This window comes from Micromonospora sp. NBC_00421 (assembly GCF_036017915.1).
Taxonomy (GTDB): domain Bacteria; phylum Actinomycetota; class Actinomycetes; order Mycobacteriales; family Micromonosporaceae; genus Micromonospora.
This window is the reverse complement of record NZ_CP107929.1, coordinates 40,157-66,073: the sequence shown is the minus strand read 5'-3', so window position 1 is coordinate 66,073 and position 25,917 is coordinate 40,157. Positions and strand designations below refer to the sequence as shown.

The following is a 25,917-nucleotide window of genomic DNA, read 5'->3' as shown; positions in this document are numbered from 1 at the left end:
GGTCGGCGGCCGGAGCCGGCCGTCGGCCCTGACTGGTCAGTTCTGGGCCAGCAGCTCGCCCACGTAGCGTGCCACGGCCCGCACCGTGGCGATGGTGCCGGGGTAGTCCATCCGGGTCGGGCCGAGCACACCCAACCCGCCGACGATGGTGCTGCCCGGGCCGTACCCGGTGCTGACCACCGAGGCGGCGCGGAGGTTGTCGATCTCGTTCTCGTCGCCGATCAGCACCCGGGTGGTGCTCGGCTCGGCCTCGCCGATCAGCTTGAGCAGGACCACCTCCTCTTCGAGCGCCTCCAGGATGGGACGCAGCGAACCCTGGAAGTCGAGCAGGCCGCCCCGGGTGAGGTTGGCGGTGCCGGCCAGCGCCAGCCGCTCCTCGGTGCGCTCGACGAGGGTCTCCAGCAGCACGGTGGAGAGGGTGGTCATGGCACCGCGCAGGTGCGGCGCGGACTCCTCGACAAGCGCCTGGACCAACGGCGGGGTGTCGGACAACCGGCTGCCGACCAGCTTCTCGTTGACCAACCGGCGCAGGTCGGTGACGTCGTCGGCGGGCACCGGCGCGGGCAGCTCGACCAGCCGCTGCTCCACCCGCCCGGTGTCGGCGATCATGACCAGCATCAGCCGGGTGGTGGAGATCGGCACCAGCTCCAGGTGCCGCACCGACGAGCGGGCCAGCGACGGGTACTGCACCACGGCGACCTGCCGGGTGAGCTGCGCCAGCAGGCGCACGGTGCGGTGCACGACGTCGTCCAGGTCGACCGCGCCGACCAGGAAGCGCTCGATGGCCCGGCGCTCGGCCGGGCTGAGCGGCTTGACCCGGGAGAGCCGGTCGACGAAGAGGCGGTAGCCGCGGTCGGTGGGCACCCGGCCGGCGCTGGTGTGCGGCTGCCGGATGTAGCCCTCCTCCTCCAGCACCGCCATGTCGTTGCGGACGGTGGCCGGGGAGACCCCGAGCTGGTGCCGCTCGACGAGCGTCTTGCTGCCGACGGGTTCCTGCGTGGCGACGTAGTCCTCGACGATCGCCCGCAGCACGGCGAGCTTGCGGTCGTCGAGACCCATCTCCCACCTCCTGATGCACGTCGACCGGGGCAGCCGCTGCGCCCGGCAACCGCTCTGGCACTCGACTGTAGCGAGTGCCAGTCTACGACGGCAGTACCGCCGCCGCGATGATCAACGACGGACCGTCGGTGTGGCCGCCCCCGGCGGGCGGCCGGCGCGGTCGCTGACCGAACGTCGAGGCCAACCTCACCAGTGTCGCTCTGGTGCGCCCTTGCCGGCAGCCCCTACCGTGGCGGCATGACTGAACCACCTCGCCCGCCCGGCGCGGGGGACGGCTACCCGCCGGACCCGAACGCTGGCCAGGGCTCGCCATACGAGCCACCCACCGCACCACTGTCCGGTGCCCCGGGGTCGGGCGGGTATCCCCCGCCCGGCGGGTATCCGCCGCCCACCGGTGACCAGCCGCCGTCGGGCGGCTACGGTCCGTCCGGTGGCTACCCGCCGCCGGGCGGCTACCCCCCGGCCGGTGGCGGATATCCGACCGCCGGCGCGTACGGCGCCCCGGCCGGTGGCTACGCCAACAACGAGGACAAGACCTGGGCACTTGTCGCGCACTTCGGCGGTGCCGCCGGTGCGCTGATCAGCTTCGGTCCGCTCGGCTTCGTCGCCCCGCTGATCGCCTACCTGGTACGCGGTCAGCAGTCGCCGGCCGTCCGGGCCCAGGCGCTGGCCGCGCTGAACTTCCAGATCCTCTGGTCGATCATCGCGTTCGTGCTGCTCTTCGTGAGCTGGTGCCTGCTCTTCCTGCCCAGCATCGCGGTCGTGGTGATCCAGATCCTGTTCGGGATCATCGCCGGCATGAAGGCCAACGAGGGGCAGGCCTACCGCTACCCGATGTCCACCAGCTTCATCAAGTGAGCCCCGGTCGGCCGCTCCCCCGGCCGGCCGGGAACCACCCCGGGCCGGGCACCGTCGTGCGCCGGCCCGGCACCGCCACGGACCGGCCCGGGTCGCGCGCTCAGGGCAGCAGGTCGCGGACCACCGCGTCGGCCAGCAGCCGGCCGCGCAGGGTGAGCACTGCCCGCCCCTGCGGATAGGCCGAGGGGTCCAGCAGCCCGGCGTCGCGCGCCCGGGCGGCACCGGCCCGGCCGGCGTCGTCAAGCGCGGCAAGCGGCAACCCGGAGGCCAGCCGCAGCCGCAGCATCACGTCCTCCATGTGCGCCTCGGCCGGGGTGAGGACCTCCCGGGCCAGGCCGGGTGAGTGCCCGGCGGCGAGCCGCTGCGCGTACGTCGTGGGGTGTTTGACGTTCCACCAACGCACCCCGCCGACGTGGCTGTGTGCCCCCGGGCCGAGGCCCCACCAGTCGGCGCCGGTCCAGTAGAGCAGGTTGTGCCGGCACCGGGCGGCCTCGGTGCGGGCCCAGTTGGAGACCTCGTACCAGGAGAAACCGGCCGCGTCGAGGGCTGCCTCCGCGGCCAGGTAACGGTCCGCCGCCACGTCGTCGGAGGGGTACGGCAGCTCGCCGCGCCGCATCCGGGCGGCCAGCCGGGTGCCGTCCTCCACGATCAGGGCGTACGCGCTGACGTGGTCGACCCCGGCGGCCACCACCTGCTCCAGTGAGGCGGCGAAGTCCTCGGCGCGCTCCCCCGGCGTACCGTAGATCAGGTCCAGGTTGACGTGGTCGAACCCGGCGTCGCGGGCCTCCCGGGCGGCCTCGGCGGCCCGGCCGGGGCGGTGGGTGCGGTCGAGGATCGCCAGCACCCCGGGGGCGGCGGACTGCATGCCCAGCGAGATCCGGGTGTAGCCGGCGGCCCGCAGGGTCTTCAGCGACTCCGGGGTGACCGACTCGGGGTTGGCCTCGGTGGTCACCTCGGCGTCGGCGGCCAGCCCCCAGGTGCGGTCGATGCCGTCCAGCAGGCGGGCCAGGTCGTCGGCGGGCAGCAGGGTCGGCGTGCCGCCGCCGACGAAGACCGTGTCCACCCTCGGCGGTCGGGCGTCGCCGAGCACCCGGGCGGCGAGCGCCAACTCGGCGAGCACGGTGTCGGCGTACGACTCGCGGTCGGCACCCCCGCCCAACTCGGCGGCGGTGTATGTGTTGAAGTCGCAGTAACCGCACCGGCTGGCGCAGAACGGCACGTGCAGGTACACGCCGAACCCGCGCGCGCCGACGGCACGCAGCGCGGTGGCGGGCAGCGCACCGTCGACGGGAACGGTCTCACCATCTGGAAGGACGCCGGGCATGGCCACTAGTGTGCCCGGCATGACCTCTCCCGACCGACTCGTGCGGGTCGCCACGGCCCGTGGGGTGACCACCCTCACCCTGGACAGCCCGCACAACCGCAACGCGCTGTCCACCGCGCTGATGACCGGGTTGCTGGCCGGGATCGCCGCGGCGGTCGCCGACGAGGCGGTCCGGGTGGTCGTGCTGGACCACACCGGCCCGGTCTTCTGCTCCGGGGCGGACCTGAAGGAGACGGCGGCGGCGTACGCCAGCGGGTCGGTGCCGGCCGGGATGCTCGGCGACGTGCTGGTGGCGGTCCGGGAGTGCCCGAAGCCGGTGCTGGCGAAGGTGGCCGGGCCGGCGCGGGCCGGTGGGCTCGGCCTGATCGCGGCGGCCGACCTGGCGGTCTGCGCGCAGGAGGCGACGTTCGCCTTCACCGAGGTGCGGATCGGGGTGATCCCGGCGGTCATCTCGGCGACCGTGCTGCCCCGGCTGCACCCCCGGGCCGCCGCCGAGCTGTACCTGACCGGGGACACCTTCGACGGCCGGCGGGCCGCCGAGGTGGGTCTGGTGACCGCCGCCGTGCCGGCCGACGGGCTGGACGCGGCGGTGGCCCGGTACTGCGCCTCGCTGGTCCGGGGAGCGCCTGGCGCACTGGCCGGGACGAAGGAGCTGTTGCGCCGGCCGGCGGCCCCCGACCTGCGGGCGGAGATCGCCGAACTGTCCGCCCGGTCCACCGGCTACTTCCTGTCCGCCGAGGGCCGTGAGGGCGTGACTGCCTTCCGCGAGCGGCGGGACGCGGCCTGGGTACCGACGGATTGAGCTGGTTTCTTCTGATTACGCGCGGGAACGTGAACCAGTCGACCGACCCGGGCTCCCAGAATGACGACGTAGGCTGGCTCCGACCCTGAAACAGGAGGTGCGGGTGCGAACACGGACATTCGTGGCAGCCGGTGTGGTGGTGGCGGTGCTCGCCATGCTCGGGGTCTGGGGAGTCCGTCAGCTCGGCGGTCAGCTTCGGCTGCCCACCGCCAGCCGCACCTGCACCGTGCAGGCCGACGGCACCGTGAAGTTGGACGCCGACCAGATGGCCAACGCGGCCACCATCGCCGCGATCGGCATGCAGCGGCAGATGCCCGAGCGGGCCGTGGTGGTCGCGCTGGCCACCGCGTACCAGGAGTCGGGGCTGCGCAACCTCGCCCACGGTGACCGGGACTCGCTCGGCCTGTTCCAGCAGCGACCCAGCCAGGGCTGGGGCACCCCGGACCAGATCCGCGACGAACGGTACGCGGCCAACCGGTTCTACAAGGCGCTGAAGAAGGTCCGTGGCTGGGAACGGATGGAGGTCACCGACGCCGCCCAGGCGGTGCAGCGGTCGGCGTACCCGCAGGCCTACCAGAAGTGGGCGGACGAGTCGCAGGTGCTGGCGCGGGCCCTGTTCGGTGAGGCGACCGGCGCGGTGGCCTGCACGGTCGGGCGTACCCCGGTGATGCGCGGGCAGGCGGCGACCGCCGAGCTGACCCGCGGCCTGACCCTGGACTGGGGGTTGCCCGGTGCCGGCGCGGTGGCCGAACTGACCGACGTGACGGTGCCCGCCGCGGACGCCCGCGACGGCTGGCGGTACGCGCACTGGCTGGTCTCGCACGCCCCCGACCACGGGGTGAAGCGGGTCCGCTTCGGCGGCCTGGAGTGGACCGCCGACAACGGCCGGTGGGCGAAGGTCGCCGACGGCCGGGCCGCCGAGCCCCGGGTGCTGGCCGAGGTCTTCGCCGACCGCACCTGACCGCCCGGTCGGCGGGCCGGTGCGGTCAGCCGGCGACGTTCAACCGGCGACGGACCTTCTCCATCGTCGGCGCGGGCAGTTCGGAGGCGGTGAGCAGCCGGGGCAGCAGCTCCGGTTCCAGGCTCATGGCCCGGAACACCTCGCCGATGGTGACCCCGTGCGCCGGCCGGTCCACCACCTCGACCGGGTCGCCGGCGCCGACCTCACCTTCGCGCAGCACCCGCAGGTACGCCCCGGGCGCGGCCCGGACGGTGAACCGCTTGATCAGGTCGGGCACCCCCCAGAAGCCGGCGAAGGTCATGCACGGGGTGCGCGGTTTGGTGACCTGGAGCAGCGCCGAGCCGACCGCCCAGCGTTCGCCGACCACCGCGCCGGTCACGTCCACCGCCCAGGTGGTCAGGTTCTCGCCGAAGCCGCCGGGGCGGACGTCCCGGCCCAGCTCGGCCGCCCACCATTCGGCGTCCTCCTGCGCGTAGGCGTAGACCGCCTGGTCGGGGCCGCCGTGGTGGGCCCGTTCGCCGATGAAGTCGCCGGCCACCCCGCCGGTACGCAGCGGCACCGGGCCGTCGGCCGGCCGCTTGTCGATGCCGCTGCGCCCGCTCGCGCCGCCCGCCCACTGCGCCTCGGTCACCACGCCGAGATTCACCGCCGTCACCCTGCCCGTCATCGGCCCAGCCTACGACGACCACCCGCCGACGACGGCCCCGCGCCTCAGCCCTTGACCGCGCCGGCCACCAGGCCGGAGACCATCCGCCGCTGCACCAGCAGGAAGAAGACGATCACCGGCAGGGTGAAGAGCGTGGAGGCCGCCATCACCGAACCCCAGGCGGTGTCGTCCCGACCGAAGAAGAAGGTCATCGCCACCGGCAGGGTGTACCGGCTCTGGTCGTTGACGAAGGTCAGCGCGAAGATCAGCTCGTTCCAGGCGGTGATGAAGGAGAAGATGCTGGTCGCCACCAGGCCTGGCGCGACAAGCGGAAAGAGGACCTTCCGGAAGATCTGCGACCGGCTCGCCCCGTCGATCGCGGCGGCCTCCTCCAGTTCCTTCGGCACCGCCGCGACGAAGCCGCGCAGCATCCACACCGCGAACGGCAGCGAGAAGCCCAGGTAGGTCAGGATCAGGCTGGGCAGGGTGTTGTAGAGGCCGAGCCGCTGGATCATCAGGAACAGCGGGATGACCAGCGCCTCCAGCGGGATCATCTGGACCACCAGCAGCATGATCAGGAAGGTGGTCCGCAGCCGGAACCGGAACCGGGCCACCGCCGTCGCGGCCAGCAGCGCCACCAGGCCGCTGAGCACGACCGTGCTCCCCGCGACAAGCACGCTGTTGAGCAGGAAGTCGCCGAAGGTCACCCCCGGGATCAGGTTGCCGGTGAGGATCTCCCGGTAGTGCTCCAGGGTCGGGTGGGCCGGCACCGGCCGGGGGGTGGCCGAGAAGATCTCCCGGTTCGGCTTCAGCGAGGTGGCGACCATCCAGTAGACCGGGAACGCGGCGAAGAGCGCCACCAGCAGGCCCGCGCCGTTGAGGGCGACCTTCTTCACGACCCGTCCTCCTGCCTGAGCACCATCCGGACGTACAGGCCGGTCACCAGCAGCAGGATCAGCGTGAGGATGACCGCGACGGCCGAACCCACGCCGTACTTCGGCGGCGGCGAGAACGCCTCGGCGTACGAGTAGATGGCGAGCATGAACGTCGGCCGGTCCTGGGTGCCGCCGGCCAGCACGAACTGTTGGGTGAACACCTTGAAGTCCCAGATGGTGGAGAGCACCACCAGGATGCCGAAGACCGGCCGCAGCAGCGGGAAGGTGATCTTCCAGAACACCGTCCACGGGCCGGCCCCGTCCACCCGGGCCGCCTCGTGCAGCTCGCTCGGCACACTCTTGAGCCCGGCGAGCACACTCACCGCGATGAACGGGAACGAGTGCCAGACCACCACCAGGGTCAGGATCGCCAAGAACAGCAGCGGCGAGTTGAACCAGCCGTAGCCGGACCAGTCGGTGCGCCCGAAGAGCGCCTGCGACAGCCCGTCCGGCAGGGCGTTGAACGCCCAGGTGACCAGGCCGGAGGTGTCATCGAAGATCCACTTCCAGACGATCGTGCCGGTCAGCGCCGGGGTGGCCCAGGCCAGCATCACGCAGCTGGCCACGAAGGTGGCCATCCTGCGGCCGAGCCGGTGCAGCAGCAGCCCGACCAGGGTGCCCAGCACCATCGTCAGCAGCACGTTCGCCGCCGCGAAGAGCACCGTGTTGCGCAGCACCGTACGGAAGAACGGGTCGCCGAGGATCTGGGTGTAGTTGGCCCACCCGACGAACGGCCATTCGCGGTCGCCGCGCAACTGCCGGACGTTGTCCAGCTTGAAGAACGACATCGCCACCACCTGGCCCAGCGGCCAGAGCAGCAGCACCCCGATGACCACCAGGCAGGGCAGCAGGAGCAGGTACGGCAGGCGGTCCACCCGGCGTCGCCGCCGTACGGGGGTCTCCCGCGCGGCGGCCGCCCCGGTGCGCTCGGTCAGAGTGCTCACTTGGCGTTGAGGATGCTTTCCATCTCGGCGGCGGCGTCGGCGGTGGCCTGCTCGACCGACTTCTGACCCTTGATGACCGAGCTGTTCATCGCCTGGGTGACCGTTCGGGTCCGGCTGACCTCCACCCACTTCGGAGTCAACGGGGTCACCCGGGTGCGTTGCATGGTGCTGGCGAACGCCGCCATCAGCTTGTCGTCGGCGTAGTCGCCGCCCCGGACGAGGTCGGCGTAGACCGGGAAGAAGCCGAGACTGCCGGCGAAGGTCTGCGCGTTCTTCTTGTTCAGCAGCACGGTCAGGTAGTCCCAGGCCAGGTCCTGCCGCTCGCTGTCGCGCCAGAGGGCGAGGTCGGAGCCGCCGGCGAAGGCCGGGGCCGGCCTGCCGTCCGGGCCGGGGATCGGGAACGTGCCCCAGACCTTCTCGATCTCGGGGTTGTCCTTCTTGATCGCGCCGGCCTGCCAGCTTCCGGCGAAGGCCATCGCCGCCTTGCCGGTGGCGAACTGGGTGCGGGCGTCGATCTCGTTCCAGGCGGCGGCGGCGGGCGGGGCGACCTTGTGTACGGTCACCAGGTCGGTCCAGAACTTCACCGCCTGCTGTGCCTGGGGGCTGGTGTAACCGGACTTCCAGGTGCCGCCCTGGTCGGTGGCGATCTCGCCCCCGGCACCCCAGAGGAAGGAGTAGAAGGGCAGCTCGGAGTTGCCGGGCAGGGCGATGCCGTAGGTGCCGGGCTTCTTGGCCTGCACCGCCTTGGCGACCGAGACCAGTTCGTCCCAGTTCTTCGGCGGCTGCACGCCCGCCTCGGCGAACCAGTCGGTGCGGTAGTAGATGGCGCGCACGCCGGCGTACCAGGGGACGCCGTACTGCTTGCCGTCGAGTTGGGCGTTGCGCACCAGGTCCGGCAGGACGTCCTTGCCGTCGGCCCAGTCGCCGAACCGGCCGGAGACGTCGGCGAGGGCCTCCTGGGCCGCCCAGCCCTGGGTCTCGGTGTTGCCCAGCTCGGTGACGTCCGGGCCCTCGCCGCCGGCGAGCGCCGCCTGGAACTTCTTCGGCGCCTCCAGCCAGGGGACGTACTGGACCACCACGTCGGTGTCGGGGTGCCGCTGTTGGAACTCGGTCTCGACGCCGTCGAGGAACGCCGTCTGGGCGGCGCTGCCCTCGCCCATCATCCAGACCGTCAGCTTGCTGTCGTCGGCGGCTTCGTCGTCGCCTGAACCACCGCAGCCGGCGAGCACCATCGCGGCCGAGGCCACGACGGCGGTGACCGGAGCCAGCCGTTTCCACCTGTTCACGCCACTTCTCCCTCGCGCCGTCCGGCACTTACCTTCTTAGCCGCACCCTAGTAGGAAAATTTCCTTTACGACAGGGGGCGGTTCCCGTCCCGGCCGGCAGACCGTCGCCGATGGTGACGGCGGGTGCCGCGAGGGTGCCGACGGCGGCCGCCGCGGATGCCCGGCGAGGCGACCGTATCGCAGGCGGAGGCCCCTGAGGAGGGCCTACGACGGCCCTGTCGGGCTCGAGCCGTGGACACGAGGACAAGCGGATGCCCACCCCCCGAACCGGGGAGCGGGCATCCGCTTGGTGGTACGTGCCGACCGGTCACCGACCGGCGGACGGGTCAGCGGTGGCTGACGCCCCGACGCCGGCCAACACCGGCCACCAGGGCCACGGCGATGGCGGCGACGACGACCTGCACCAGCAGCTCGGTCCAGTCGATACCGGCGGTCTCCGTGGCGATGCCCATCGCCCGGGCCAGCACGGTGCCCAGCAGCGCGGCGCCGACACCGATCAGCAGGTGCATCCAGATCGGCATGTTCTGACGACCCGGCACGACCAGGCGGCCCAGCGCGCCGACGATGAGGCCGACGACGAGCGCGGTGATGATGCCCCAGACGGTGAACTCCACGACCGTCCTCCTTCTTCTGTCGATATGTCATTCGATGAGTTGTTGTTGCTGTGGTGATCGATAAGGTTCCCGAAGCGGAGAATCGCGAAACCGGTTCCGGTAACGATCCGGTCTAGATCCCACTACCGGCGGTCGATCCCTCCGGCCGGCTGCGGCGGCGCGGGACGAGCCCCCTCCGGTCAGCTGCGGCGACGCGGGACGAGCTGCACGGCGGGAAGGCCGGTGGCGACCACGGTCGGGACAGACGCGAGCGGGCGCCCGACCCCGAGGGGTGCGGGCGCCCGCTGAGCGGTACGGCTGTTACCGGTGGGAGACGCCGCGGCGACGACCCACGCCGGCCACCAGGGCCACGGCGATGGCGGCGACGACGACCTGCACCAGCAGCTCGGTCCAGTCGATACCGGCGGTCTCCGTGGCGATGCCCATCGCCCGGGCCAGCACGGTGCCCAGCAGCGCGGCGCCCACGCCGATCAGCAGGTGCAGCCAGATCGGCATGTTCTGGCGGCCCGGCACGACCAGACGGCCCAGAGCGCCGACGATGAGACCAACAACGAGCGCGGTGATGATGCCCCAGACGGTGAACTCCACGGTCGCCCTCCTCCTCAAGATTGAGTCACACGGTATGTGTGGTTCCTGTCGTGAGAGCTAGGTTCCCGACCGGCCGGAAACCCAAACCGACTCACCGCCACACTTGTCGCCGAACGTCGATGCGACGACGGTGCGTCGGTTTACCGACCGTCGATGTCCGCCCAGCTCAGCGGGGGTGCATCGGCCCGTGCGAGCAACACCGGGACACAAAAAATTCACCCGTACGCCAGGGAGGCAGGGCCCCGCCTACTTCTTGCCGGCCGGCTTGGCGTCGCCGGAATCCGAGGAGAGCGCGGCGATGAAGGCCTCCTGGGGGACCTCCACCCGGCCCACCATCTTCATCCGCTTCTTGCCCTCCTTCTGCTTCTCCAGCAGCTTGCGCTTACGGCTGATGTCACCGCCGTAGCACTTGGCGAGCACGTCCTTGCGGATGGCGCGGATGGTCTCCCGGGCGATCACCCGGCTGCCGATCGCCGCCTGGATCGGCACCTCGAACTGCTGGCGCGGGATCAGGTTGCGCAGCTTCGCCGCGATCGACGTGCCGTAGTTGTAGGCCTTGTCCTTGTGCACGATGGCGCTGAACGCGTCCACCGGCTCACCGTGCAGCAGGATGTCCACCTTGACCAGGTCGGACGCCTGCTCGTCGGAGGGCTCGTAGTCAAGCGAGGCGTAGCCCTTGGTGCGGCTCTTCAACTGGTCGAAGAAGTCGTAGATGATCTCGGCGAGCGGGAGGGTGTAGCGCAGCTCCACCCGGTCGGCGGAGAGGTAGTCCATGCCGAGCAGGCTGCCCCGCCGGCCCTGGCACAGCTCCATCACCGCACCGACGTAGTCGTTCGGGGTGAGCACGGTGGCCCGCACGACCGGCTCGTACACCTCGGCGATCTTGCCGGTGGGGTACTCGCTCGGGTTGGTCACCACGATCTCCTGGCCGTCGTCGGTGATGGCCCGGTAGACCACGTTCGGGGCGGTGGAGATCAGGTCGAGGTTGTACTCCCGTTCCAGCCGCTCCCGGATGATCTCCAGGTGCAGCAGGCCGAGGAAGCCGCAGCGGAAGCCGAAGCCCAGCGCCCCGGACGTCTCCGGCTCGTAGTCGAGGGCGGCGTCGTTGAGCTTGAGCTTGTCCAGCGCCTCACGCAGGTTGGGGTAGTCCGAACCGTCGATCGGGTAGAGGCCGGAGTAGACCATCGGCCTCGGGTCCTTGTAGCCGCCGAGGGCCTCGGTCGCCGGCCGGGAGTTGATGGTGACGGTGTCACCGACCCGGGACTGCCGGACGTCCTTCACCCCGGTGATCAGGTAGCCCACCTCGCCGACGCCGAGCGCGTCGGCCTTGACCATCTCGGGCGAGATGACGCCGATCTCCAGCAGCTCGTGCACCGCGGCGGTGGACATCATCTTGATCCGGTCCCGGGCGCTGATCCGGCCGTCGATCACCCGGACGTAGGTGACCACGCCCCGGTACACGTCGTAGACCGAGTCGAAGATCATTGCGCGGGCGGGGGCGTCGGCGTCGCCGACCGGCGCGGCGAACTGCCGGACGATCTCGTCGAGCAGGTGCGGCACCCCGACCCCGGTCTTGCCGGAGACCCTGATGCAGTCGGCCGGATCACCGCCGATCAGGTGGGCCAGCTCCTCGGCGTACTTCTCGGGCTGGGCGGCCGGCAGGTCGATCTTGTTGAGCACCGGGATGATCCGCATGTCGTTCTCGAGCGCCAGGTAGAGGTTGGCCAGCGTCTGCGCCTCGATGCCCTGCGCGGCGTCGACAAGCAGCAGCGCGCCCTCGCAGGCGGCCAGCGACCGGGACACCTCGTAGGTGAAGTCCACGTGACCCGGGGTGTCGATCATGTTCAGGACGGCCTGCTCACCGACCCGCTCGCCCTCCCGGATGGTCCACGGCATCCGGACGGCCTGGCTCTTGATGGTGATGCCGCGTTCACGCTCGATGTCCATCCGGTCGAGGTACTGCGCGCGCATCTGCCGGGGGTCGACCACGCCGGTGAGCTGCAACATCCGGTCGGCCAGAGTCGACTTCCCGTGGTCGATGTGGGCGATGATGCAGAAGTTCCGGATGCGCGCCGGGTCGGTGGCACCAGGAGCGTTCGCGCCGGGATCGAGCGTCGGTGGCACAGCGGTCCGTTCTGGTCGGCTGACGTGAGCGGGCCGACGCGCCGCCGGCCCCCTCTATGTTCCCACGTCGCTCCGAACCCGGTCCGGTCACTCCTCGGGTGGCTCGACGAAGAGGGCCGCGAGCTTCGGGAGCCGACGGCGGGCCTCCTCCTCGTCGTCGAAGTCCCAGAAGTCGTTCAGGTCGGGCACCGGCACCCTGTCGCGCTCCGCCGGCAGGTCGCTGGCGGTCGCCTTCCGGTACGCGTCCCACGGCACCGCCAGCATGTCCTCGCACTCGAACTCCTCGCCGCTGAGCGCGGCCGACCGGACCCGGGGCAGCTCGGCCAGCGAGTCCGGAGCCGCCACCGCCGCGGCGAAGACCGCCCGGCCCTGGGTCATCAGCCAGCCCCGGAAATACTCGAACCCGTCGTCGGAGGCACCCCCGTTGATGAGGTACGCCGCTCCCCACAGGTCCACCCGGTAGGAGGCCGCCAACACCCGTTGCTGATGGTGTGCGTACCCGACGATGTCCTCCGGGGTGCGCTCGGCGAGCAGCGCGACCGCCCGGGCGGCGACCGCGTCCGCCTCTCCCCCGGCCCCGCTCCGGGCCTGGTCGATCAACTGCCAGAACTCATCGGTCCTCATGGCCCCGCAGTCTCCCAGACCCCGGCCCGGCTCGGGCCGAACCCGTCCCCCGCCCACCTCGGGCCGAACCGGTCCGACCCTCGGGACGTTCCCGACCTCGGGACGTTCCCGACCTCGGGTCGGACCGGGCGAGCCGATCTCGGGCCGGACCGGGCGAGCCGATCTCGGGCCGGACCGGGCACGATGAGGGGGTGTCCGCGACGCTGCCGCCGTACCACGAGACCGCCGTGCGACCCGACTGGCGTGACCTGCCCGACGGCCTGCGGGAAGCAGTCACCGCCCGACTCGGCGCGACGGTGGTCACGGCCCGGACCGCCACCGCGGGTTTCACCGGCGGCTTCGCCGCCGTGCTGGAGACGGCCGCCGGCAGCCGGGTCTTCGTCAAGGCCGCCGACCTGACCCGCCAACGGCATCTGGCCGACTGGTACGCCCGGGAGCTGGCCGTCCTCGACCGGTTGCCGGCCGGCCTGCCGGTCCCCCGCCCTCGCTGGGCGCTCGACGCGGCCGGCTGGTACGCGGTCGGCCTGGACGCCCTCGACGGGCGGACACCCCGACTGCCCTGGGATCCGACCGAGCTGACCGCCGTGCTCGACGGGTACGCCGAGGTCGCCGCCGCGCTGGCCGACCCGCCGCCCGCGCTGGCCGCGCTCGGCCTGCCCCGGCTGGCCGACCTGGCCCGCTCCGACATCCTCTGGTGGGGTGAGGTGGCCGCCGGGCGCGAGCCGACACCCCCGCTTCCCCCGCAGGCCCGCCACCGGCTGCCCGACCTCGTCGCGCTGGAATCCCGGCTGCCCGGGTACGCGGCGACCGCGCCCGGCCTGGTCCACGGCGATCTGCGGGTGGACAACGTGCTGCTGGACCCGGCCGGGCGGGCCTGGTTCTGCGATTGGAACTGGCTCTGCCACGGCCCGGCCTGGTTCGACCTGGCCGGGCTCCTGATCACCGGGTACGCCGACGAGGGGGACCTGGACGCGATCTTCGCCGGTCATCCGGCAGCGGTCGGTGCCCCACCCGACGCCCTGGACGTGACGCTGGCGGCCCTCTCCGGCTACTACCTCACCGCCGCCGGACCACCACCGACCGCTGACCGACCACCAGCCGCCGGCCTGTCACCGGCCGCCGGCCGACCCCCCGTCTCCGACCTGCCACCGGCCCTCAGCCCGGCACCGACGGTCGACACGTCGTCTGGTGACGATGCCGCCGGGCCAGATTCGGCAGGGGCGTCTCCGCTGTTGTGGGCGCACCGTCGGTTCAGCGGGGAACAGGCGCTCAGCTGGCTCGCCGCCCGCCAGGGCTGGCGCTGACCCGCCGCGTCCCGGAGCCCCCGCCTCCCCGCCCGCTGCCTCTCTGCCATGCCACTTCCCGGGCCCTGCCGTTTCCGCACCCGCCGCGTCACGGTCTGGTCGCCGCCCGGTGAGGTGGGGGTGGGCGCTTTGGTTCCTCCCCGCGGACCTGGTAGCCTGGGTTTTCGCGTGGCGATGACGCATGCTCGTCGCGCGCGGAAGTGCAGACCAAACCGAGCTATCAAGACGAGGCTGTCGCGTGGCGAACATCAAGTCCCAGATCAAGCGCAACCGGCAGAACGAGAAGCGCCGGCTGCGTAACAAGTCGGTCAAGTCGTCGCTGAAGACCGCCATCCGGAAGTTCCACGAGGCTGCGGAGGCCGGTGACGCCGAGAAGGCCACCGTCCTGATGCGTGACGCCGCCCGTAAGCTTGACAAGGCCGCCAGCAAGGGCGTCATTCACGCCAACCAGGCGGCCAACCGGAAGTCGGCCATCTCGAAGCGCGTCGGCTCGCTCTCGGCCTGACCGAGCGACCCAAACCTGACCGTAAGCCCCGGGGCAGCGCCCCCGGGGCTTACGGCTGTCCACCGCTCGGACGCCGATATCCCACCCGTCTCGTCTCGGACATCATGTCCGCACCCAGCAAACGCCCCGCCTCAGGATCGCCTGTTTCCTGGTTGTAGTGGCCTCGTTGCACCTTGGATGCCACTACAACCAGGATCGAGCGCGATCTGGTGCGGCCCAGGCTCTGTCCCCGTCCACGGAACGGCCCTGATCACGGCGGAGGCGGCCTACTTCACAGTGGGTGCCGGGAGGTACCCGGGGGTGGGAGATCAGCCGGCTCCCACGGTGGACACGGAGTGGCGACCACCACGCCGGACGGGACGCTCGGCACCTGGGCCCGCCCGACCACCGGCTCGACCTGCCGCCGAAACCGGTCCCGTTCCTGCTCCGGTACCAGCGCCGCCGAGTGGACCACCCGCTCGGCAACCACGTCGTTGAGTTTCACCATGACGGCCACCGCCAGCGGCAGCACCGGGACCGCCCACCAGCTCACCAACTCGGCCAGGGCGAGCAGCACCGCGAGCGCCACCGCTCCTTCGAAGAAGACGAAGCAGAGCACCCCACCGGGGTTGACGAAGCGCAGGCCGAGCAGCCGGGCGTAGAGCGGCCGATACCGTTGATCATCTGTCGGCATGGTGGACCACCCCCTCCGGCTATGCCCGGTCACCGGACGGGCCGGGTCAGCCACCCGACGGGCCGGGTCAGCCACCGGACGGGCCGCGCCGGTCACCTGGTGCGGCCTCGCCGGGCGGCGGCGACCGAGAAGACCGCCTTCTCCAGCGCGTACCCCCGATCGTCGGCGCCGCCCTTGACCGCCGCGTTGCATTCCGCTGCCGCCCGCATCGCCTCGACCAGGCCCTCCGGCGTCCACCCCCGGGCCCGCTGCTGGGCATTCTTGATCTTCCAGGCGGGCATGCCGAGGGTGCTGGCCAGCTGGTACGGATCGCCCCGGCCGGCGGCGGCGACCCGCGCCACCGTCCGGACCCCGTCGGCGAGGGCGTCGGCGATCGGCACCGGATCGACCCCGACGTGTAGCGCCCAGCGCAGTGCCTCCAGGGCGGCGGGGACATCGCCGATCATCGTGGCGTCGGCGACCGTGAAGCCGCTCACCTCGACTCTGCCCCGGTAGTAGCGGGCCACCGTCTCCGCGCCGATCCGCCCGTCGGTGTCCGCGATCAGCTGCGAACAGGCGGCAGCGAGCTCCCGCAGGTCGGTCCCGACGGCAGCGATCAGCGCATCGGCCGCGTCGTCGGTGCACTTTCCGCCGCCCCTGCGGATCTCGTCGCGGACGAATGCCACCCGCTCACGGTGCCCCTTGAACTTCGCTGCCGGGACGACCGTCGCACCGGCGGCGCGCAGCCCGTCCGCGAACGCCTTGCCCTTGCCCCCGCCCAGGTGCAGCACCACCAGCTGGACGTCCGGATCGGGGTTCTTCGCGTAGCCGAGCAGCGCGGTGACCAGGTCTTTACGGGCGTCCTGGGCGGACCGGAGCACCAGCACCCGCCGCCCACCGAACAGCGACGGGCTGAGCATCTCGTCGATCTCGCCCACCGCCAACGCCCCGGCCTGGTACTCCCGGACGTCGACGTCCGGGTCGACGCCACGGGCTTTCGTCACGGCGTCGGTCACCGCGCGCGTGGCGAGCAACTCCTCGTCGCCGAGGACGAGCAGAATAGGAGCAAGGTCGACGCCGGTCACGTCGCTCATCTTGGCACGGCCGGCAGGGGATCGGGTCTGCTCGTCGGCGACCGCGACGGCCCACCCCGCACTCAGCGCAAATATGGACATTTACCATTTTTATTGGACTAAGGTCGCGATGCATCGCAGGGTGCAGTGCGCCGTCGGTCACCTGCGGCCGGGTGGCAGGCCTCGCTCGACCACCGCCAGTCGACCGCCGGCCCGGACCACCACCGCCACGTCGCCGTCGGTGTCGGTACGCAGCACCCGTGTGCCGGACCGGACGAGCCGGTCGAGGATCACCGGGCTGGGATGCCCGTAGTCGTTGTCGACCCCCACCGGCACCAGCGCCACGGCCGGCCGTACCGCGTCGAGGAAACCCGGATCCTGGTACGCGCTGCCGTGGTGGGCCACCTTGAGCACCTCGGCCCGCAGCGTCTCCGGCGGAACCCGGTCCAGCAGTGCCCGCTGCTCCTCCGTCTCCGCATCCCCCGGCAGCACGATGCGTACGCCGGCCACCGAGGCCCGTAGCACCAGCGAGTTGTTGTTCGGGTCGGACCGGGTGCCCCGCATGGGATGGGGCGGCCCGAGAACGACAAGGTCGACCCCCGCGGACCGGTACGACCAACCGGCCGCCGGCACCACCCGCCTGGCGGTCCCGACGGCGGCCGTCACCAGTTCCAGACCCGCCGCCGGCTCGGCCATCGCCGGGGTGAGCACCATGGCCACCCGCCGGCCCCGCGACACCCCGGCGACACCACCCACATGGTCAGCGTGGAAGTGGCTCACCACCAGCAACGACACCTCTCGTACCCCGAGCCGGCGCAGGCAGCCGTCCACCGCCGATGGTTCCGGGCCGGCATCCACCACCACCGCCCGGCCGGACGTCACCGGTAGCACGATGGCATCGCCCTGGCCGACGGCACAGGCCACCACCACCCAGCCCTCCGGCGGCCACCCGCTGGCGATCAGCCGGACCGGGAGGGCGCCCAGCACCACCGCCACCGCGCCGACCGCCACCAGCCGACGAACCAGCGGACGGCGGACCGCCAGCAGCAGCCCCAGCGTCAGCCCGGCCAGCAGCATCGCGCCCGGGACCCCACCCGGCCAGAGCAGGGTGCCCGCCGGTAGCCGGGCCCCGACCCGGGCCACGGTGACCAGCCACCAGGCCGGCCAGCTCGCCAACCAGGCGGCGAATCCGGCCCCGGCCGGCCACACCGGCGAGACGACGGCCGCCGCCACCCCGAGCACGGTGGCCGGGGCGATCGCCGGCACCACCAGCAGGTTGGCCGGCACCGCCACCAGGCTCACCGTGCCGGAGATGCCTGCCACCACCGGCCCGCAGGCGAGCTGGGCCGCCGCCGGGACGGCCAGTGCCTCGGCCAACCCCGCCGGTACGCCCCGGCGGCGCAGCCCGTCCCGCCAGCCGGGGGCGAGCAGCAGCAACCCACCGGTGGCCAGGACGGACAGCGCGAAACCGGCGTCCCCGGCCAACTCCGGGTCGACAAGCACCAGCACGGCCACCGCCGCGGCCAACGCCGGCAGCGTCGCCCGGGGACGCCCGACGGCCAACGCGGCCAGCCCGATCGCCCCCATGGTGGCCGCCCGCACCACGCTGGGCGAGGGGCGGACCAGGACGACGAAGCCGATCAGTGCCAGCCCACAGAGAACCGCCGCCAGCCGGGGGCCCGCCCGGGCCCAGCGGGCCAGCAACAGCACCGCACCGACCACGATCGCCACGTTCGAGCCGGACACCGCGTTGAGATGGGTCATCCCGGTGGCCCGGAAGTCTTCCTCCACGGTGGCCGGCAGTCGACTGGTGTCGCCGACGACCAGGCCGGGCAGCAGGCCGCCCTGCTCGGGTGGGAGCGGTGCGCACGCCCGGTGCAGACCTGCCCGCAGGGTGCCGGCGGCGCGTTGGAGCCACGGCGGGGGCCCGTGCCGGACCGGCGGACCGGTCACGGTCAGCACGGCCGCGGTGAGATCGCCGCCCCGGGGGGTGGCCAACCGGCCCTGGGCGGTCAGCCGCTGCCCGGGCAGCAGTCCCCGCCAGGCCGGGTCGGTGGCGAGCACGAGCAGGCGTACCGGAACCCGCAGGCGGTGGCCCTCGGGGTCGGTGAGCGCGGTCAGTTCCGCCGTGACGAGCAGGGTCGCCGGTCGGCCGGGTGCCCCGCGTACCGGACGGGGATCGTCGCGGAGCACCAGGCCGGCGGTGACCCGGGCCCGGTCGTCGACCAGGGCGCGCAGCGGGGCGGCATCGCGGACGTGCAGGCGGGCCGCGGTGGCGGTGCTGCCACAGACCACCCCGAGCAGTACGGCGACGGCGATCCAGCCGTGCCGTCGGACCGGCGTGGTCGGGTTGCCCAGCATCGCGAGGAGATGCGCGGCGAGCAGGGCGGCGAGGACAGCGGCGCTGACGGCGAGCAGGACCGCCGTCCGGGCGGTGAGGTGCAGGCAGGTCAGCGCCGCCAACCAGGCGGCCACCGCCAGCCCGGCCAGGCGCAGGTCGGGAGCCCGGTCAGCGGCGACCGCGCCGTCCAGGATCGGGCCGCCGGTCACACCGTCACCAGGTCCTTGAGCTGTTCGTACCGGGCGTCGCCGATGCCGTCGACCTGGCGCAGGTCGCCTACGCTGCGGAAGCCGCCCTGCTGGTCGCGGTGGGTGAGGATGCGTTGGGCGAGCACCGGGCCGACCCCGGGCAACGCGTCGAGCTGCGCCAACGTGGCGGTGTTGAGGTTGACCCGGCCACCCGGCACCACCCCGCCCGCCGCCGGCCCGGCCGGGGCACCACCTTCCCCGGCGGCACCGGGTGGTGCGGTGACCCCGACCAGGACCAACTCCCCGTCGGCCACCTTCCGGGCCGGGTTGAGCAGCGCCACGTCCACCCCGGGCAGGGCACCGCCGGCCGCTTCGACCGCGTCGGCGACCCGCGCCCCCGCCGGCACCCGGACGAGCCCGGGACGGCGTACCTTGCCGGCCACCGCCACCACCAGCTCACCGGTCGGCTTCGGGGCCGGACCCGATGCAGGCCCGCCGGAGGACTCCGGCCCGGCCACCGTCGGCGCCGAGCGCACCGGCTCGGCCTGCGGGCGGGACCGCCAGGCCCAGAACCCCGCGCCGAGCACCACGACCACCGCCACGGCGGCCAACGCCCGGACGCCGCGCCGGCCGGGGTCGAAGACACCGGGCCCGGACAGGTGGCCGCCGGCGAGCGTGTCGTCCCCATCGGGGTGGTACGCCCGGTCGAGGCCGGGTTGCCCGGCCCGAGCGGGGTGGACGGCCTCGACGTCACGCGGCCGGTCGGCGTCGAGAGAACCGGGATCACGAAGGCCGGGGTCAGCGGGCGGGCGGAGGGGCGGCACGTCACCCGCCCGGTCCTGCGGTGGTGCGCGGTGCCCGGCCCGCCGGCCCGCCGGACGCTGTGGGTGGGCTGGCGGGGTTGGGGACCCCGTCGGCCACTCCGCCGTCGACAACCCGTCCGTCAGCCGGTGCAGCCGTCGCCGCACCACGGTCTCCTCGTCCTCTGACACGGCGTGAGGCTAGGACGGCGGACGGCTCCCCTTCAGTCGTCGGGAGGTCGGCTGTGGACAACGGCGCCCGTTGTGGACAACCGCCTGATCATGCCCCGATCTGCTATGGCGGACACCGCCCGGTCACCCGGCCCGGGTCACCACTCGCGACAGCAGGCCGGAAGGAAGCGTCAGGAGGATTCCGGGTCGAGGCCGAGCGCCGACCGGCCGCCGTCGACCGGCAGGGTGACCCCGTTGAGGAAGGCCGCCCGCCGCCCGTCCCGCCTCAGTCCGGCCGGCGGTGGACCACGACGCTGGCCAGGCCCGGTCCGGCGTGGGCGGCGACCACCGCGCCGGCCTCGGAGACGTACGTGTCGTGCAGGCGGTCACCGAGCCGGGCGGTGAGCACCTCGACCAACTGCTCCGCGCGTTGCGGGGCGGCGAGGTGGTGCACCCCGAGGTCCACGTCGGCGTCGGCGGCGGCCTCGACCGCCAGGTCGACCAGGCGGGCCACTCCCCGACTGGCGGTGCGCACCTTGTCGCGTACCACGATCGTGCCGTCCCGCATGTGCATGATCGGCTTCACCGACAGGGCGGTGCCGAGCAGCGCCTCCGCCGCGTTGATCCGACCGCCCCGGCGCAGGAACTCCAGCGTGTCGACGTAGAAGAAGATGGTGGTCCGGTCGACGGCGGCCAGCGCCGCGGCGCGTACCCCGGTCAGGTCGGCACCGGCCTCGGCGGCCGCGGCGGCGGCGAGCACCGGGAACCCGAGCCCCATGCCGGTGGCCCGGCTGTCGACCACCTCGACGCGGTCACCGACCTCGGCGGCGGCGAGCCGGGCCGCCTCCACCGTGCCGGACAGCTCGGCCGACAGGTGCACCGACAGCACCCCGTCCGCGCCCTCGGCCAGCAGCCGCCGGTACGACGTGACGAACTGCGCCGGGGACGGCCGGGACGTGCTCACCGAGACCCGCCGGCCGCCGAGCACCCGGGTGGCGTCGGCGGGGAAGGTCTCCACCCCCTCCAACCCCTCCGCACCGTTGAGCACGACGGTCAACGGCACCACGGTCAGCCGGTGCGCCCGCACCGGCCCGGGTGGAAGGTAGGCGGTGGAGTCGGTGACGACCGCGACGGGCATGCCCGGCACGCTAGCCGATGCCGGGACCGCCCGCCCGCGCCGGCACCGGCAGTGCTGGCAGGTCCCGGTCGCGCCGGCACCTGCAGTCCGGCGTTCGGGCAGCCGACTCAGACCGGTTAAGTCTGCGCCGGCCGGGTGATCGGGCCGACGTTGTGGGCGCGCAGGTGCCAACCCCGGACGTCGTTGCGCCGCAGTTCGGTCCAGTGGCAGTTGGCCAGCGAACCGATGCTGCGCAGCACGGAGTGGTCCCAGTCGAGCAGGTGACCGACGCCCTGCCGGCCCGCGCCGCCGTGGGTGGCGACCACGACGGTGCCACCGTCGGCCAGCTCGGCGGCGGCCAGCAGCGCCTCGCCGACGCGCTTGCCGAGGTCGTCGAGGGGTTCGATGCCCGCTCCCGGGTCCGGGTCGCCGGCCCGCCAGCGGGCGTACTCGCCGGGGAACCGGTCGGCGGCATCGGTCAGGGCCAGGCCCTGCCACTGCCCGAAGTGCCGTTCCCGCAGCCGGGCGTCGGAACGTACCGGATGACCGGTGAGCTGGGCGAGCGCGGCGGCGGTGTCGGCGGCGCGGCGGAGGTCGGAGGCGACGACGACGTCCGGACGCAGCGCCGCGAGCAGCGGCGCGGCAACCCGGGCTTGATCCCGACCGAGGTCGTTGAGGGGTACGTCGGTCTGTCCCTGGACCCGGCCGGTGGCGTTCCAGTCGGTGTTGCCGTGCCGCCAGACGATCAGGCGGGTCATTCGGCGGCGGAACCGGCGGCGTCGGCGTCGACCAGGTCACGGTCGACGAACGGGAGCTGGGGGCAGTCCTTCCAGAGCCGGTCGAGGGCGTAGAACTCGCGCTCCTCGGTGTGCTGGACGTGGACCACCATGTCGACGTAGTCGAGCAGCACCCAGCGGCCACCCCGCTCGCCCTCGCGGCGCAGCGGCTTGGCCTTCTCGGGCAGCTCCAGCAGACGCTCCTCGATGGCATCGACGATGGCCATCACCTGACGCTCGTTCGGCGCCGAGGCGACCAGGAACACGTCGGTGATGGCAAGCTGCTCACCCACGTCGATGAGGACGATGTCCTGCGCCTTCTTGTCGGCCGCAGCCTGGGCGGCGGCCATCGCCAGCTCGTGAGCGCGTTCGGAAACTGTCACCGTTCTCCTTCGATCAACCGTGCGACCCTCCAAGCGTCTCACATCCGGCGGACAGACGACTTGTCAGTTCTGGCCGGTTTCCGGGACGAAATGGCTACTACCGGGCACTATCCCTGCTGGTAGAGCCGGCGTTTCGCGATGTACTGCACCACACCGTCGGGCACCAGGTACCAGACCGGCTCGCCGCGGCCCACCCGGTCGCGACAGTTGGTCGAGGAGATCGCCATCGCCGGCACCTGCACCAGGCTGACCGTGTCGGCGGGCAGGTGCTCGTCGGTCAGCGCGAAGCCGGGCCGGGTCACCCCGATGAAGTGGGCAAGCGCGAAGATCTCGTCCAGGTCCTTCCAGGAGAGGATCCGCTCCAGCGCGTCGGCGCCGGTGATGAAGTGCAGCTGCGCCTTTGGGCCGTACTCGTGGTGCAGGTCACGCAGGGTGTCGACGGTGTAGGTGGGGCCGCCGCGGTCGATGTCGACCCGACTGACCTGGAACCGGGGGTTGGAGGCGGTGGCGATCACCGTCATCAGGTAACGGTCCTCGGCCGGGCTGACCGGGGTGTCCGCCTTCTGCCACGGCTCACCGGTCGGCACGAAGACCACCTCGTCCAGGCCGAACCGGTCCGCCACCTCGCTGGCCGCCACCAGGTGGCCGTGATGGATCGGGTCGAAGGTGCCGCCCATGATGCCGATCCGCCGGATGTCGTCCTCCACCCGATGATCGTAGGCCGCCCCTCGCCCGTCCCGCCCCGGGCCGGGCGTACCGCCACCGCAGGCCGCCGGACCGGGCCGGTCGGTACCGGGCCGGAGCAGGCCCGACCACGACCGGCGGCGGCCACGACCGGCTGCCGGACCACGACCGGCTGCCGGACCACGACCGCCGACCCGGCCCGGCCACGCCGGTCAGGCGGCGGCAGCGGCGACCGCCGTCCGGGCGACCAACGCCCGGCGCAGGTCGTCGGCGGCGTCGACGACGCTCCGGCGAAGTCCCGGGGTGAGGTCGTCGCGGCCGAGCAGGGCCGCGGCCGAGTCCAGGGTGGGCTGCGCCACGGCGTAGCGGGGGAAGGCCAGCCGGGCGACCTGTTCGGCCACCCACGGGGTACGCCGAAGCGCCGCCGCCGGCATCTCCGTGAAGTACCTGTCGACGTACGCGGCGGTCAACTCGGCCTGCTCCGGTTGCCAGAATCCTTCGGCCGCCGCCTCGACGAGACGGTTGGACCGGCCGGTGTCCCGGATGACGATCTCCCATGCGGCGTCCTTCGCCGCCACCTCGGGTCGGGCCGCCCGGCACAGGGTGGCCCGCTCGGCGCCGGTGGCGCTGCGGTCGGCGGACGCCTCGTCGGCGATCTCGGTCTCGCCGGCCGCGCCCAGCACCACCAGCCGGCGCAGCAGCGCCCAGCGCAGCTCGGCGTCGACGGCCAGCCCGTCGGGCACGTCCCGGCCGGCGAGCCACCCGGTGAGCAGGTCGGCGTCGGCGGTGGCGGAGAGCAACCCGCGCACGGCGGCCAGTTGCAGCGAACCACCGGCCGCAGCGGCGGCGAGCAGCGCGGCGCAGGCCTCGGCGATCCGCAGCAGCGCGGCGTCCCGGGCCAGCGGGTCGAGGTAGCGGTCGACCAGGTTGCGGGTGCGGGCGAGCACGCTCTCCGCCACGGCCACCTCGGTCTCGGTGGGCAGGGCCGCCGTCAACAGCGACACCACCGCCGACACCGGCCGCTCGCCGTCGGTCGCGGCGTCCAGCGACTCCTCCCAGAGCAGCGCACGCGCCAGCGGGTCGGTGAGTCCGGGCAGCACGGTGGCGACCGCTTCCGCCGAGGCCGGATCGAGCCGGATCTTGGCGTACGTCAGGTCACCGTCGTTGGGCAGCAGCAGACCGTCGGCGGCCTGACCGGTCAGGCCGGGCAGCGCGGTGCGGCCCCGGTCGTTGTCCGGGTCGAGGTCGACCTCGATCCGTTCGGCCGCGCCGTCGGGGGTGTACCTGCCGACGGCGATCCGGTGCGGGCGCAGCACCGGGTACGCCTGCGGCGCGGTCTGCACCACCGCCACCGAGGTCCAGCGGCCGTCGGCGTCCACCGAGGTCTCCGTCCGCAGCGTGTTGACCTGCGGTTGGCGCAGCCAGCGGGCGGCCCAGTCGGTGAGGTCCCGCCCGCTGGCGGCACTGAGGCTGGCGAGCAGGTCGGCAAGGGTGGCGTTGCCGAAGCGGTGGGCGGCGAAGTGCCGGTTGAGCCCGGCCAGGAAGGCGTCGTCGCCGAGCCAGGCGACGAGCTGACGGAGCACGGCGGCGCCCTTGGCGTACGAGATGCCGTCGAAGTTGAGCAGGGCGCGGGCGGCGTCGGCGACCTCCTCCGGGGCGACCGGGTGGGTGGACGGGCGCTGGTCGGCGGCGTACCCCCAGGCCTTGCGGCGGATCGCGAAGGTCGTCCAGGCCCGGTCGAACCGGGTCGCCTCGGCCGTGACCCGGGTGCCCAGGTACTCGGCGAAGGACTCGTTCAGCCACAGGTCGTCCCACCAGCGCATGGTGACCAGGTCACCGAACCACATGTGGGCCATCTCGTGGGCGATCGTGGTGGCCCGCTGCTCCCGCTCGGTGTCGGTGACCGCCGACCGGAAGACGGCGTCGTCGCGGATGGTGACCAGGCCCGGGTTCTCCATCGCGCCGGCGTTGAACTCCGGCACGAACGCCTGGTCGTACTTGGCGAACGGGTAACGCTCGGCGAAGAGCTGGTGGAAGCGGTCCAGGCACTGCCTGGTGACGGTGAGGATCTCGTCGAGGTCGGCGTCGAGGTGCGCGGCCAGCGACTGCCGGCAGTAGACGCCGAGCGGGATGCCGTCATGGCTGTCCCGCCGGACGTGCCAGGGGCCGGCGATCAGCGAGACGAGGTAGCTCGCCAGCGGAGCGGTGGGGGCGAACTCCCAGCGGCCCGGGGCCGGGTTGGCGACGAGCGGGCCGTTGCCGGCGACCGTCCACTGCGGCGGCGCGGTCACCGAAAGGGTCACCGGGGCCTTGAGGTCGGGCTGGTCGAAGGCGGCGAAGACGCGTGGGGCCTCGTCCAGGAAGGACATCGCATAGAGGTACGTCTCGCCGTCGGCCGGGTCGACGAAACGGTGCATCCCCTCACCGGTGTTGGAGTACGCCATCTCGGCGGTGACCGTGAGGGTGTTCTCCGCCGCCAGCCCGGTGAGCGGGAACCGGCCGTCGGCGAGCGCCCCCGGGTCCAGCTCCCGGCCGTCGAGCAGGACGGACTCGAGCGTCGCGGGTTTGACCTCGACGAAGGTCTCGGCGCCTGCGGTGGCCCGGAACCGGATGGTGGTCGTGGAGCGGAAGTGGTCGTCGCCACCGGTCAGATCGAGGTCCACCTGATAGGACTCGACATCGATCAGTGCGCGACGCGCGGTCGCCTCTACACGGGTCAGGCTCGGCATCCGCTTATCCTGCCCGACGGGGGAGCCGGCCGGGCTTCCCTTACGCGTCGCGATGGAGGATCAACAATGGGTCAGCACCCCAAGGGCGACTTCGACCTGTCCCGGGCGGTCTGGCAGCGAGCCGAGGGGGACACCTCCGACAGTGCGGTCGAGGTGGCTTTCGTGGACGACCTGATCGGGATGCGCAACTCGGCCGAGCCGGACGGCCCGGTGCTGGTCTTCACCCAGGCCGAGTGGGACGCGTTCGTCGCGGGCGCCCAGGACGGCGAGTTCGACCTGGACTGAGCGTCGGACGCCGCCCCCGGGCGGGGGACCCGCCCGCGCCCGGGGGTGCCGGCGGGCAGGTGGGTCGGTGGGTGGCCGGCAACCCCCGGTCGGGGGTGCCGCGAGCGATTCAGTCCCCCATACCCGGGTAGACCACCCACGGCC

At 72.7% G+C, this 25,917-nt stretch carries 25 protein-coding genes; 6 read left to right on the top strand and 19 right to left on the bottom strand.

Going from position 1 to position 25,917, the window contains the following annotated elements; translation table 11 throughout:
• Positions 1-36: 36 nt before the first annotated feature.
• Entirely contained in the window at positions 37-1,059 is a 1,023-nt protein-coding gene (hrcA, locus tag OHQ87_RS00280) for a heat-inducible transcriptional repressor HrcA (RefSeq protein ID WP_328343835.1), read from the bottom strand.
• A 237-nt stretch (positions 1,060-1,296) separates the two neighbouring features.
• On the opposite strand from hrcA, the gene OHQ87_RS00275 reads away from it, so the two are divergent.
• On the top strand, positions 1,297-1,917 hold the full coding sequence (locus OHQ87_RS00275) for a DUF4870 domain-containing protein (protein ID WP_328343833.1): 621 nt from the start codon (positions 1,297-1,299) through the stop codon (positions 1,915-1,917).
• A 100-nt stretch (positions 1,918-2,017) separates the two neighbouring features.
• Here the strand turns inward: OHQ87_RS00275 and hemW are convergent, their stop codons facing one another.
• Positions 2,018-3,241 carry a radical SAM family heme chaperone HemW gene (gene hemW, locus OHQ87_RS00270; protein WP_328348690.1) on the bottom strand — a complete coding sequence of 408 codons (1,224 nt, stop codon included), beginning with the start codon at positions 3,239-3,241 and terminating at the stop codon, positions 2,018-2,020.
• A gap of 19 nt (positions 3,242-3,260) precedes the next feature.
• Here hemW and OHQ87_RS00265 point away from each other — a divergent pair, with 19 nt between their 5' ends.
• Positions 3,261-4,043 (top strand): enoyl-CoA hydratase-related protein, encoded by a 783-nt coding sequence (locus OHQ87_RS00265; protein ID WP_328343831.1) that lies wholly within the window; start codon positions 3,261-3,263, stop codon positions 4,041-4,043.
• 97 nt (positions 4,044-4,140) lie between these two features.
• Positions 4,141-5,004, top strand: a complete 864-nt coding sequence (locus OHQ87_RS00260; RefSeq protein WP_328343829.1) for a hypothetical protein — start codon at positions 4,141-4,143, stop codon at positions 5,002-5,004.
• A 25-nt stretch (positions 5,005-5,029) separates the two neighbouring features.
• Here OHQ87_RS00260 and OHQ87_RS00255 read toward each other — a convergent pair whose 3' ends face one another.
• From OHQ87_RS00255 to OHQ87_RS00220, 8 genes are all read right to left on the bottom strand, one after another.
• Positions 5,030-5,671, bottom strand: a complete 642-nt coding sequence (locus tag OHQ87_RS00255) for an MOSC domain-containing protein (protein WP_328343827.1) — start codon at positions 5,669-5,671, stop codon at positions 5,030-5,032.
• Positions 5,672-5,715: 44 nt separating this feature from the next.
• Positions 5,716-6,546 (bottom strand): carbohydrate ABC transporter permease, encoded by an 831-nt coding sequence (locus OHQ87_RS00250; RefSeq protein ID WP_328343825.1) that lies wholly within the window; start codon positions 6,544-6,546, stop codon positions 5,716-5,718.
• The gene (locus tag OHQ87_RS00245; protein ID WP_328343823.1) at positions 6,543-7,529 is read right to left on the bottom strand and encodes a carbohydrate ABC transporter permease; all 987 of its coding nucleotides are present in this window, start codon (positions 7,527-7,529) and stop codon (positions 6,543-6,545) included. Before OHQ87_RS00245 ends, OHQ87_RS00250 begins: the two co-directional genes overlap by 4 nt.
• Complete coding sequence (locus tag OHQ87_RS00240) at positions 7,526-8,815, bottom strand: sugar ABC transporter substrate-binding protein (protein WP_328343821.1); 1,290 nt, start codon at positions 8,813-8,815, stop codon at positions 7,526-7,528. Before OHQ87_RS00240 ends, OHQ87_RS00245 begins: the two co-directional genes overlap by 4 nt.
• Positions 8,816-9,141: 326 nt before the next feature.
• On the bottom strand, positions 9,142-9,429 hold the full coding sequence (locus OHQ87_RS00235; protein WP_328343819.1) for a GlsB/YeaQ/YmgE family stress response membrane protein: 288 nt from the start codon (positions 9,427-9,429) through the stop codon (positions 9,142-9,144).
• A 300-nt stretch (positions 9,430-9,729) separates the two neighbouring features.
• Positions 9,730-10,017, bottom strand: a complete 288-nt coding sequence (locus OHQ87_RS00230; RefSeq protein WP_328343817.1) for a GlsB/YeaQ/YmgE family stress response membrane protein — start codon at positions 10,015-10,017, stop codon at positions 9,730-9,732.
• A gap of 246 nt (positions 10,018-10,263) precedes the next feature.
• Positions 10,264-12,141 carry a translation elongation factor 4 gene (lepA, locus tag OHQ87_RS00225; protein WP_328343815.1) on the bottom strand — a complete coding sequence of 626 codons (1,878 nt, stop codon included), beginning with the start codon at positions 12,139-12,141 and terminating at the stop codon, positions 10,264-10,266.
• Between the two features lie 87 nt (positions 12,142-12,228).
• Complete coding sequence (locus tag OHQ87_RS00220; RefSeq protein WP_328343814.1) at positions 12,229-12,765, bottom strand: DUF4240 domain-containing protein; 537 nt, start codon at positions 12,763-12,765, stop codon at positions 12,229-12,231.
• A 191-nt stretch (positions 12,766-12,956) separates the two neighbouring features.
• Here OHQ87_RS00220 and OHQ87_RS00215 point away from each other — a divergent pair, with 191 nt between their 5' ends.
• Both OHQ87_RS00215 and rpsT read left to right on the top strand, forming a co-directional pair.
• Positions 12,957-14,069, top strand: coding sequence for an aminoglycoside phosphotransferase family protein (locus OHQ87_RS00215; RefSeq protein WP_328343812.1), 1,113 nt, complete (start codon positions 12,957-12,959; stop codon positions 14,067-14,069).
• Positions 14,070-14,307: 238 nt separating this feature from the next.
• The gene (rpsT, locus tag OHQ87_RS00210; protein ID WP_091238600.1) at positions 14,308-14,574 is read left to right on the top strand and encodes a 30S ribosomal protein S20; all 267 of its coding nucleotides are present in this window, start codon (positions 14,308-14,310) and stop codon (positions 14,572-14,574) included.
• A gap of 271 nt (positions 14,575-14,845) precedes the next feature.
• Here rpsT and OHQ87_RS00205 read toward each other — a convergent pair whose 3' ends face one another.
• The 9 genes from OHQ87_RS00205 to pepN all read right to left on the bottom strand — a co-directional run bounded on the left by OHQ87_RS00205 (position 14,846) and on the right by pepN (position 25,488).
• Positions 14,846-15,280, bottom strand: a complete 435-nt coding sequence (locus OHQ87_RS00205) for a hypothetical protein (RefSeq protein WP_328343810.1) — start codon at positions 15,278-15,280, stop codon at positions 14,846-14,848.
• A gap of 59 nt (positions 15,281-15,339) precedes the next feature.
• Positions 15,340-16,320, bottom strand: coding sequence for a DNA polymerase III subunit delta (gene holA, locus OHQ87_RS00200; RefSeq protein WP_328348689.1), 981 nt, complete (start codon positions 16,318-16,320; stop codon positions 15,340-15,342).
• 138 nt (positions 16,321-16,458) lie between these two features.
• Entirely contained in the window at positions 16,459-18,849 is a 2,391-nt protein-coding gene (locus tag OHQ87_RS00195) for a ComEC/Rec2 family competence protein (RefSeq protein WP_328343809.1), read from the bottom strand.
• A complete protein-coding gene (locus tag OHQ87_RS00190) occupies positions 18,846-19,820 on the bottom strand; it encodes a ComEA family DNA-binding protein (RefSeq protein WP_328343807.1) in 975 nt (324 codons plus the stop codon). The genes OHQ87_RS00195 and OHQ87_RS00190 overlap by 4 nt, the downstream gene beginning before the upstream one ends.
• A 265-nt stretch (positions 19,821-20,085) precedes the next feature.
• Entirely contained in the window at positions 20,086-20,937 is an 852-nt protein-coding gene (locus tag OHQ87_RS00185) for a DegV family protein (RefSeq protein WP_328343805.1), read from the bottom strand.
• Between the two features lie 116 nt (positions 20,938-21,053).
• On the bottom strand, positions 21,054-21,674 hold the full coding sequence (locus OHQ87_RS00180) for a histidine phosphatase family protein (RefSeq protein ID WP_328343804.1): 621 nt from the start codon (positions 21,672-21,674) through the stop codon (positions 21,054-21,056).
• Positions 21,671-22,075, bottom strand: a complete 405-nt coding sequence (gene rsfS / locus OHQ87_RS00175; protein ID WP_328343802.1) for a ribosome silencing factor — start codon at positions 22,073-22,075, stop codon at positions 21,671-21,673. The genes OHQ87_RS00180 and rsfS overlap by 4 nt, the downstream gene beginning before the upstream one ends.
• Positions 22,076-22,182: 107 nt before the next feature.
• Positions 22,183-22,782, bottom strand: a complete 600-nt coding sequence (gene nadD / locus OHQ87_RS00170; protein ID WP_328343800.1) for a nicotinate-nucleotide adenylyltransferase — start codon at positions 22,780-22,782, stop codon at positions 22,183-22,185.
• A gap of 189 nt (positions 22,783-22,971) precedes the next feature.
• Positions 22,972-25,488, bottom strand: a complete 2,517-nt coding sequence (pepN, locus tag OHQ87_RS00165; RefSeq protein ID WP_328343798.1) for an aminopeptidase N — start codon at positions 25,486-25,488, stop codon at positions 22,972-22,974.
• Between the two features lie 66 nt (positions 25,489-25,554).
• Here pepN and OHQ87_RS00160 point away from each other — a divergent pair, with 66 nt between their 5' ends.
• Positions 25,555-25,773, top strand: coding sequence for a DUF397 domain-containing protein (locus OHQ87_RS00160; RefSeq protein WP_067312494.1), 219 nt, complete (start codon positions 25,555-25,557; stop codon positions 25,771-25,773).
• Positions 25,774-25,917 lie beyond the last annotated feature (144 nt).

Excerpts from the sequence above, each read along its gene's own strand:
- hrcA (WP_328343835.1), bottom strand. The coding sequence starts at position 1,059 with ATGGGTCTCGACGACCGCAAGCTCGCCGTGCTGCGGGCGATCGTCGAG.
- OHQ87_RS00275 (WP_328343833.1), top strand. The coding sequence starts at position 1,297 with ATGACTGAACCACCTCGCCCGCCCGGCGCGGGGGACGGCTACCCGCCG.
- hemW (WP_328348690.1), bottom strand. The coding sequence starts at position 3,241 with ATGCCCGGCGTCCTTCCAGATGGTGAGACCGTTCCCGTCGACGGTGCG.
- OHQ87_RS00265 (WP_328343831.1), top strand. The coding sequence starts at position 3,261 with ATGACCTCTCCCGACCGACTCGTGCGGGTCGCCACGGCCCGTGGGGTG.
- OHQ87_RS00255 (WP_328343827.1), bottom strand. The coding sequence starts at position 5,671 with ATGACGGGCAGGGTGACGGCGGTGAATCTCGGCGTGGTGACCGAGGCG.
- OHQ87_RS00220 (WP_328343814.1), bottom strand. The coding sequence starts at position 12,765 with ATGAGGACCGATGAGTTCTGGCAGTTGATCGACCAGGCCCGGAGCGGG.
- holA (WP_328348689.1), bottom strand. The coding sequence starts at position 16,320 with ATGAGCGACGTGACCGGCGTCGACCTTGCTCCTATTCTGCTCGTCCTC.
- OHQ87_RS00185 (WP_328343805.1), bottom strand. The coding sequence starts at position 20,937 with ATGCCCGTCGCGGTCGTCACCGACTCCACCGCCTACCTTCCACCCGGG.
- OHQ87_RS00180 (WP_328343804.1), bottom strand. The coding sequence starts at position 21,674 with ATGACCCGCCTGATCGTCTGGCGGCACGGCAACACCGACTGGAACGCC.
- pepN (WP_328343798.1), bottom strand. The coding sequence starts at position 25,488 with ATGCCGAGCCTGACCCGTGTAGAGGCGACCGCGCGTCGCGCACTGATC.
- OHQ87_RS00160 (WP_067312494.1), top strand. The coding sequence starts at position 25,555 with ATGGGTCAGCACCCCAAGGGCGACTTCGACCTGTCCCGGGCGGTCTGG.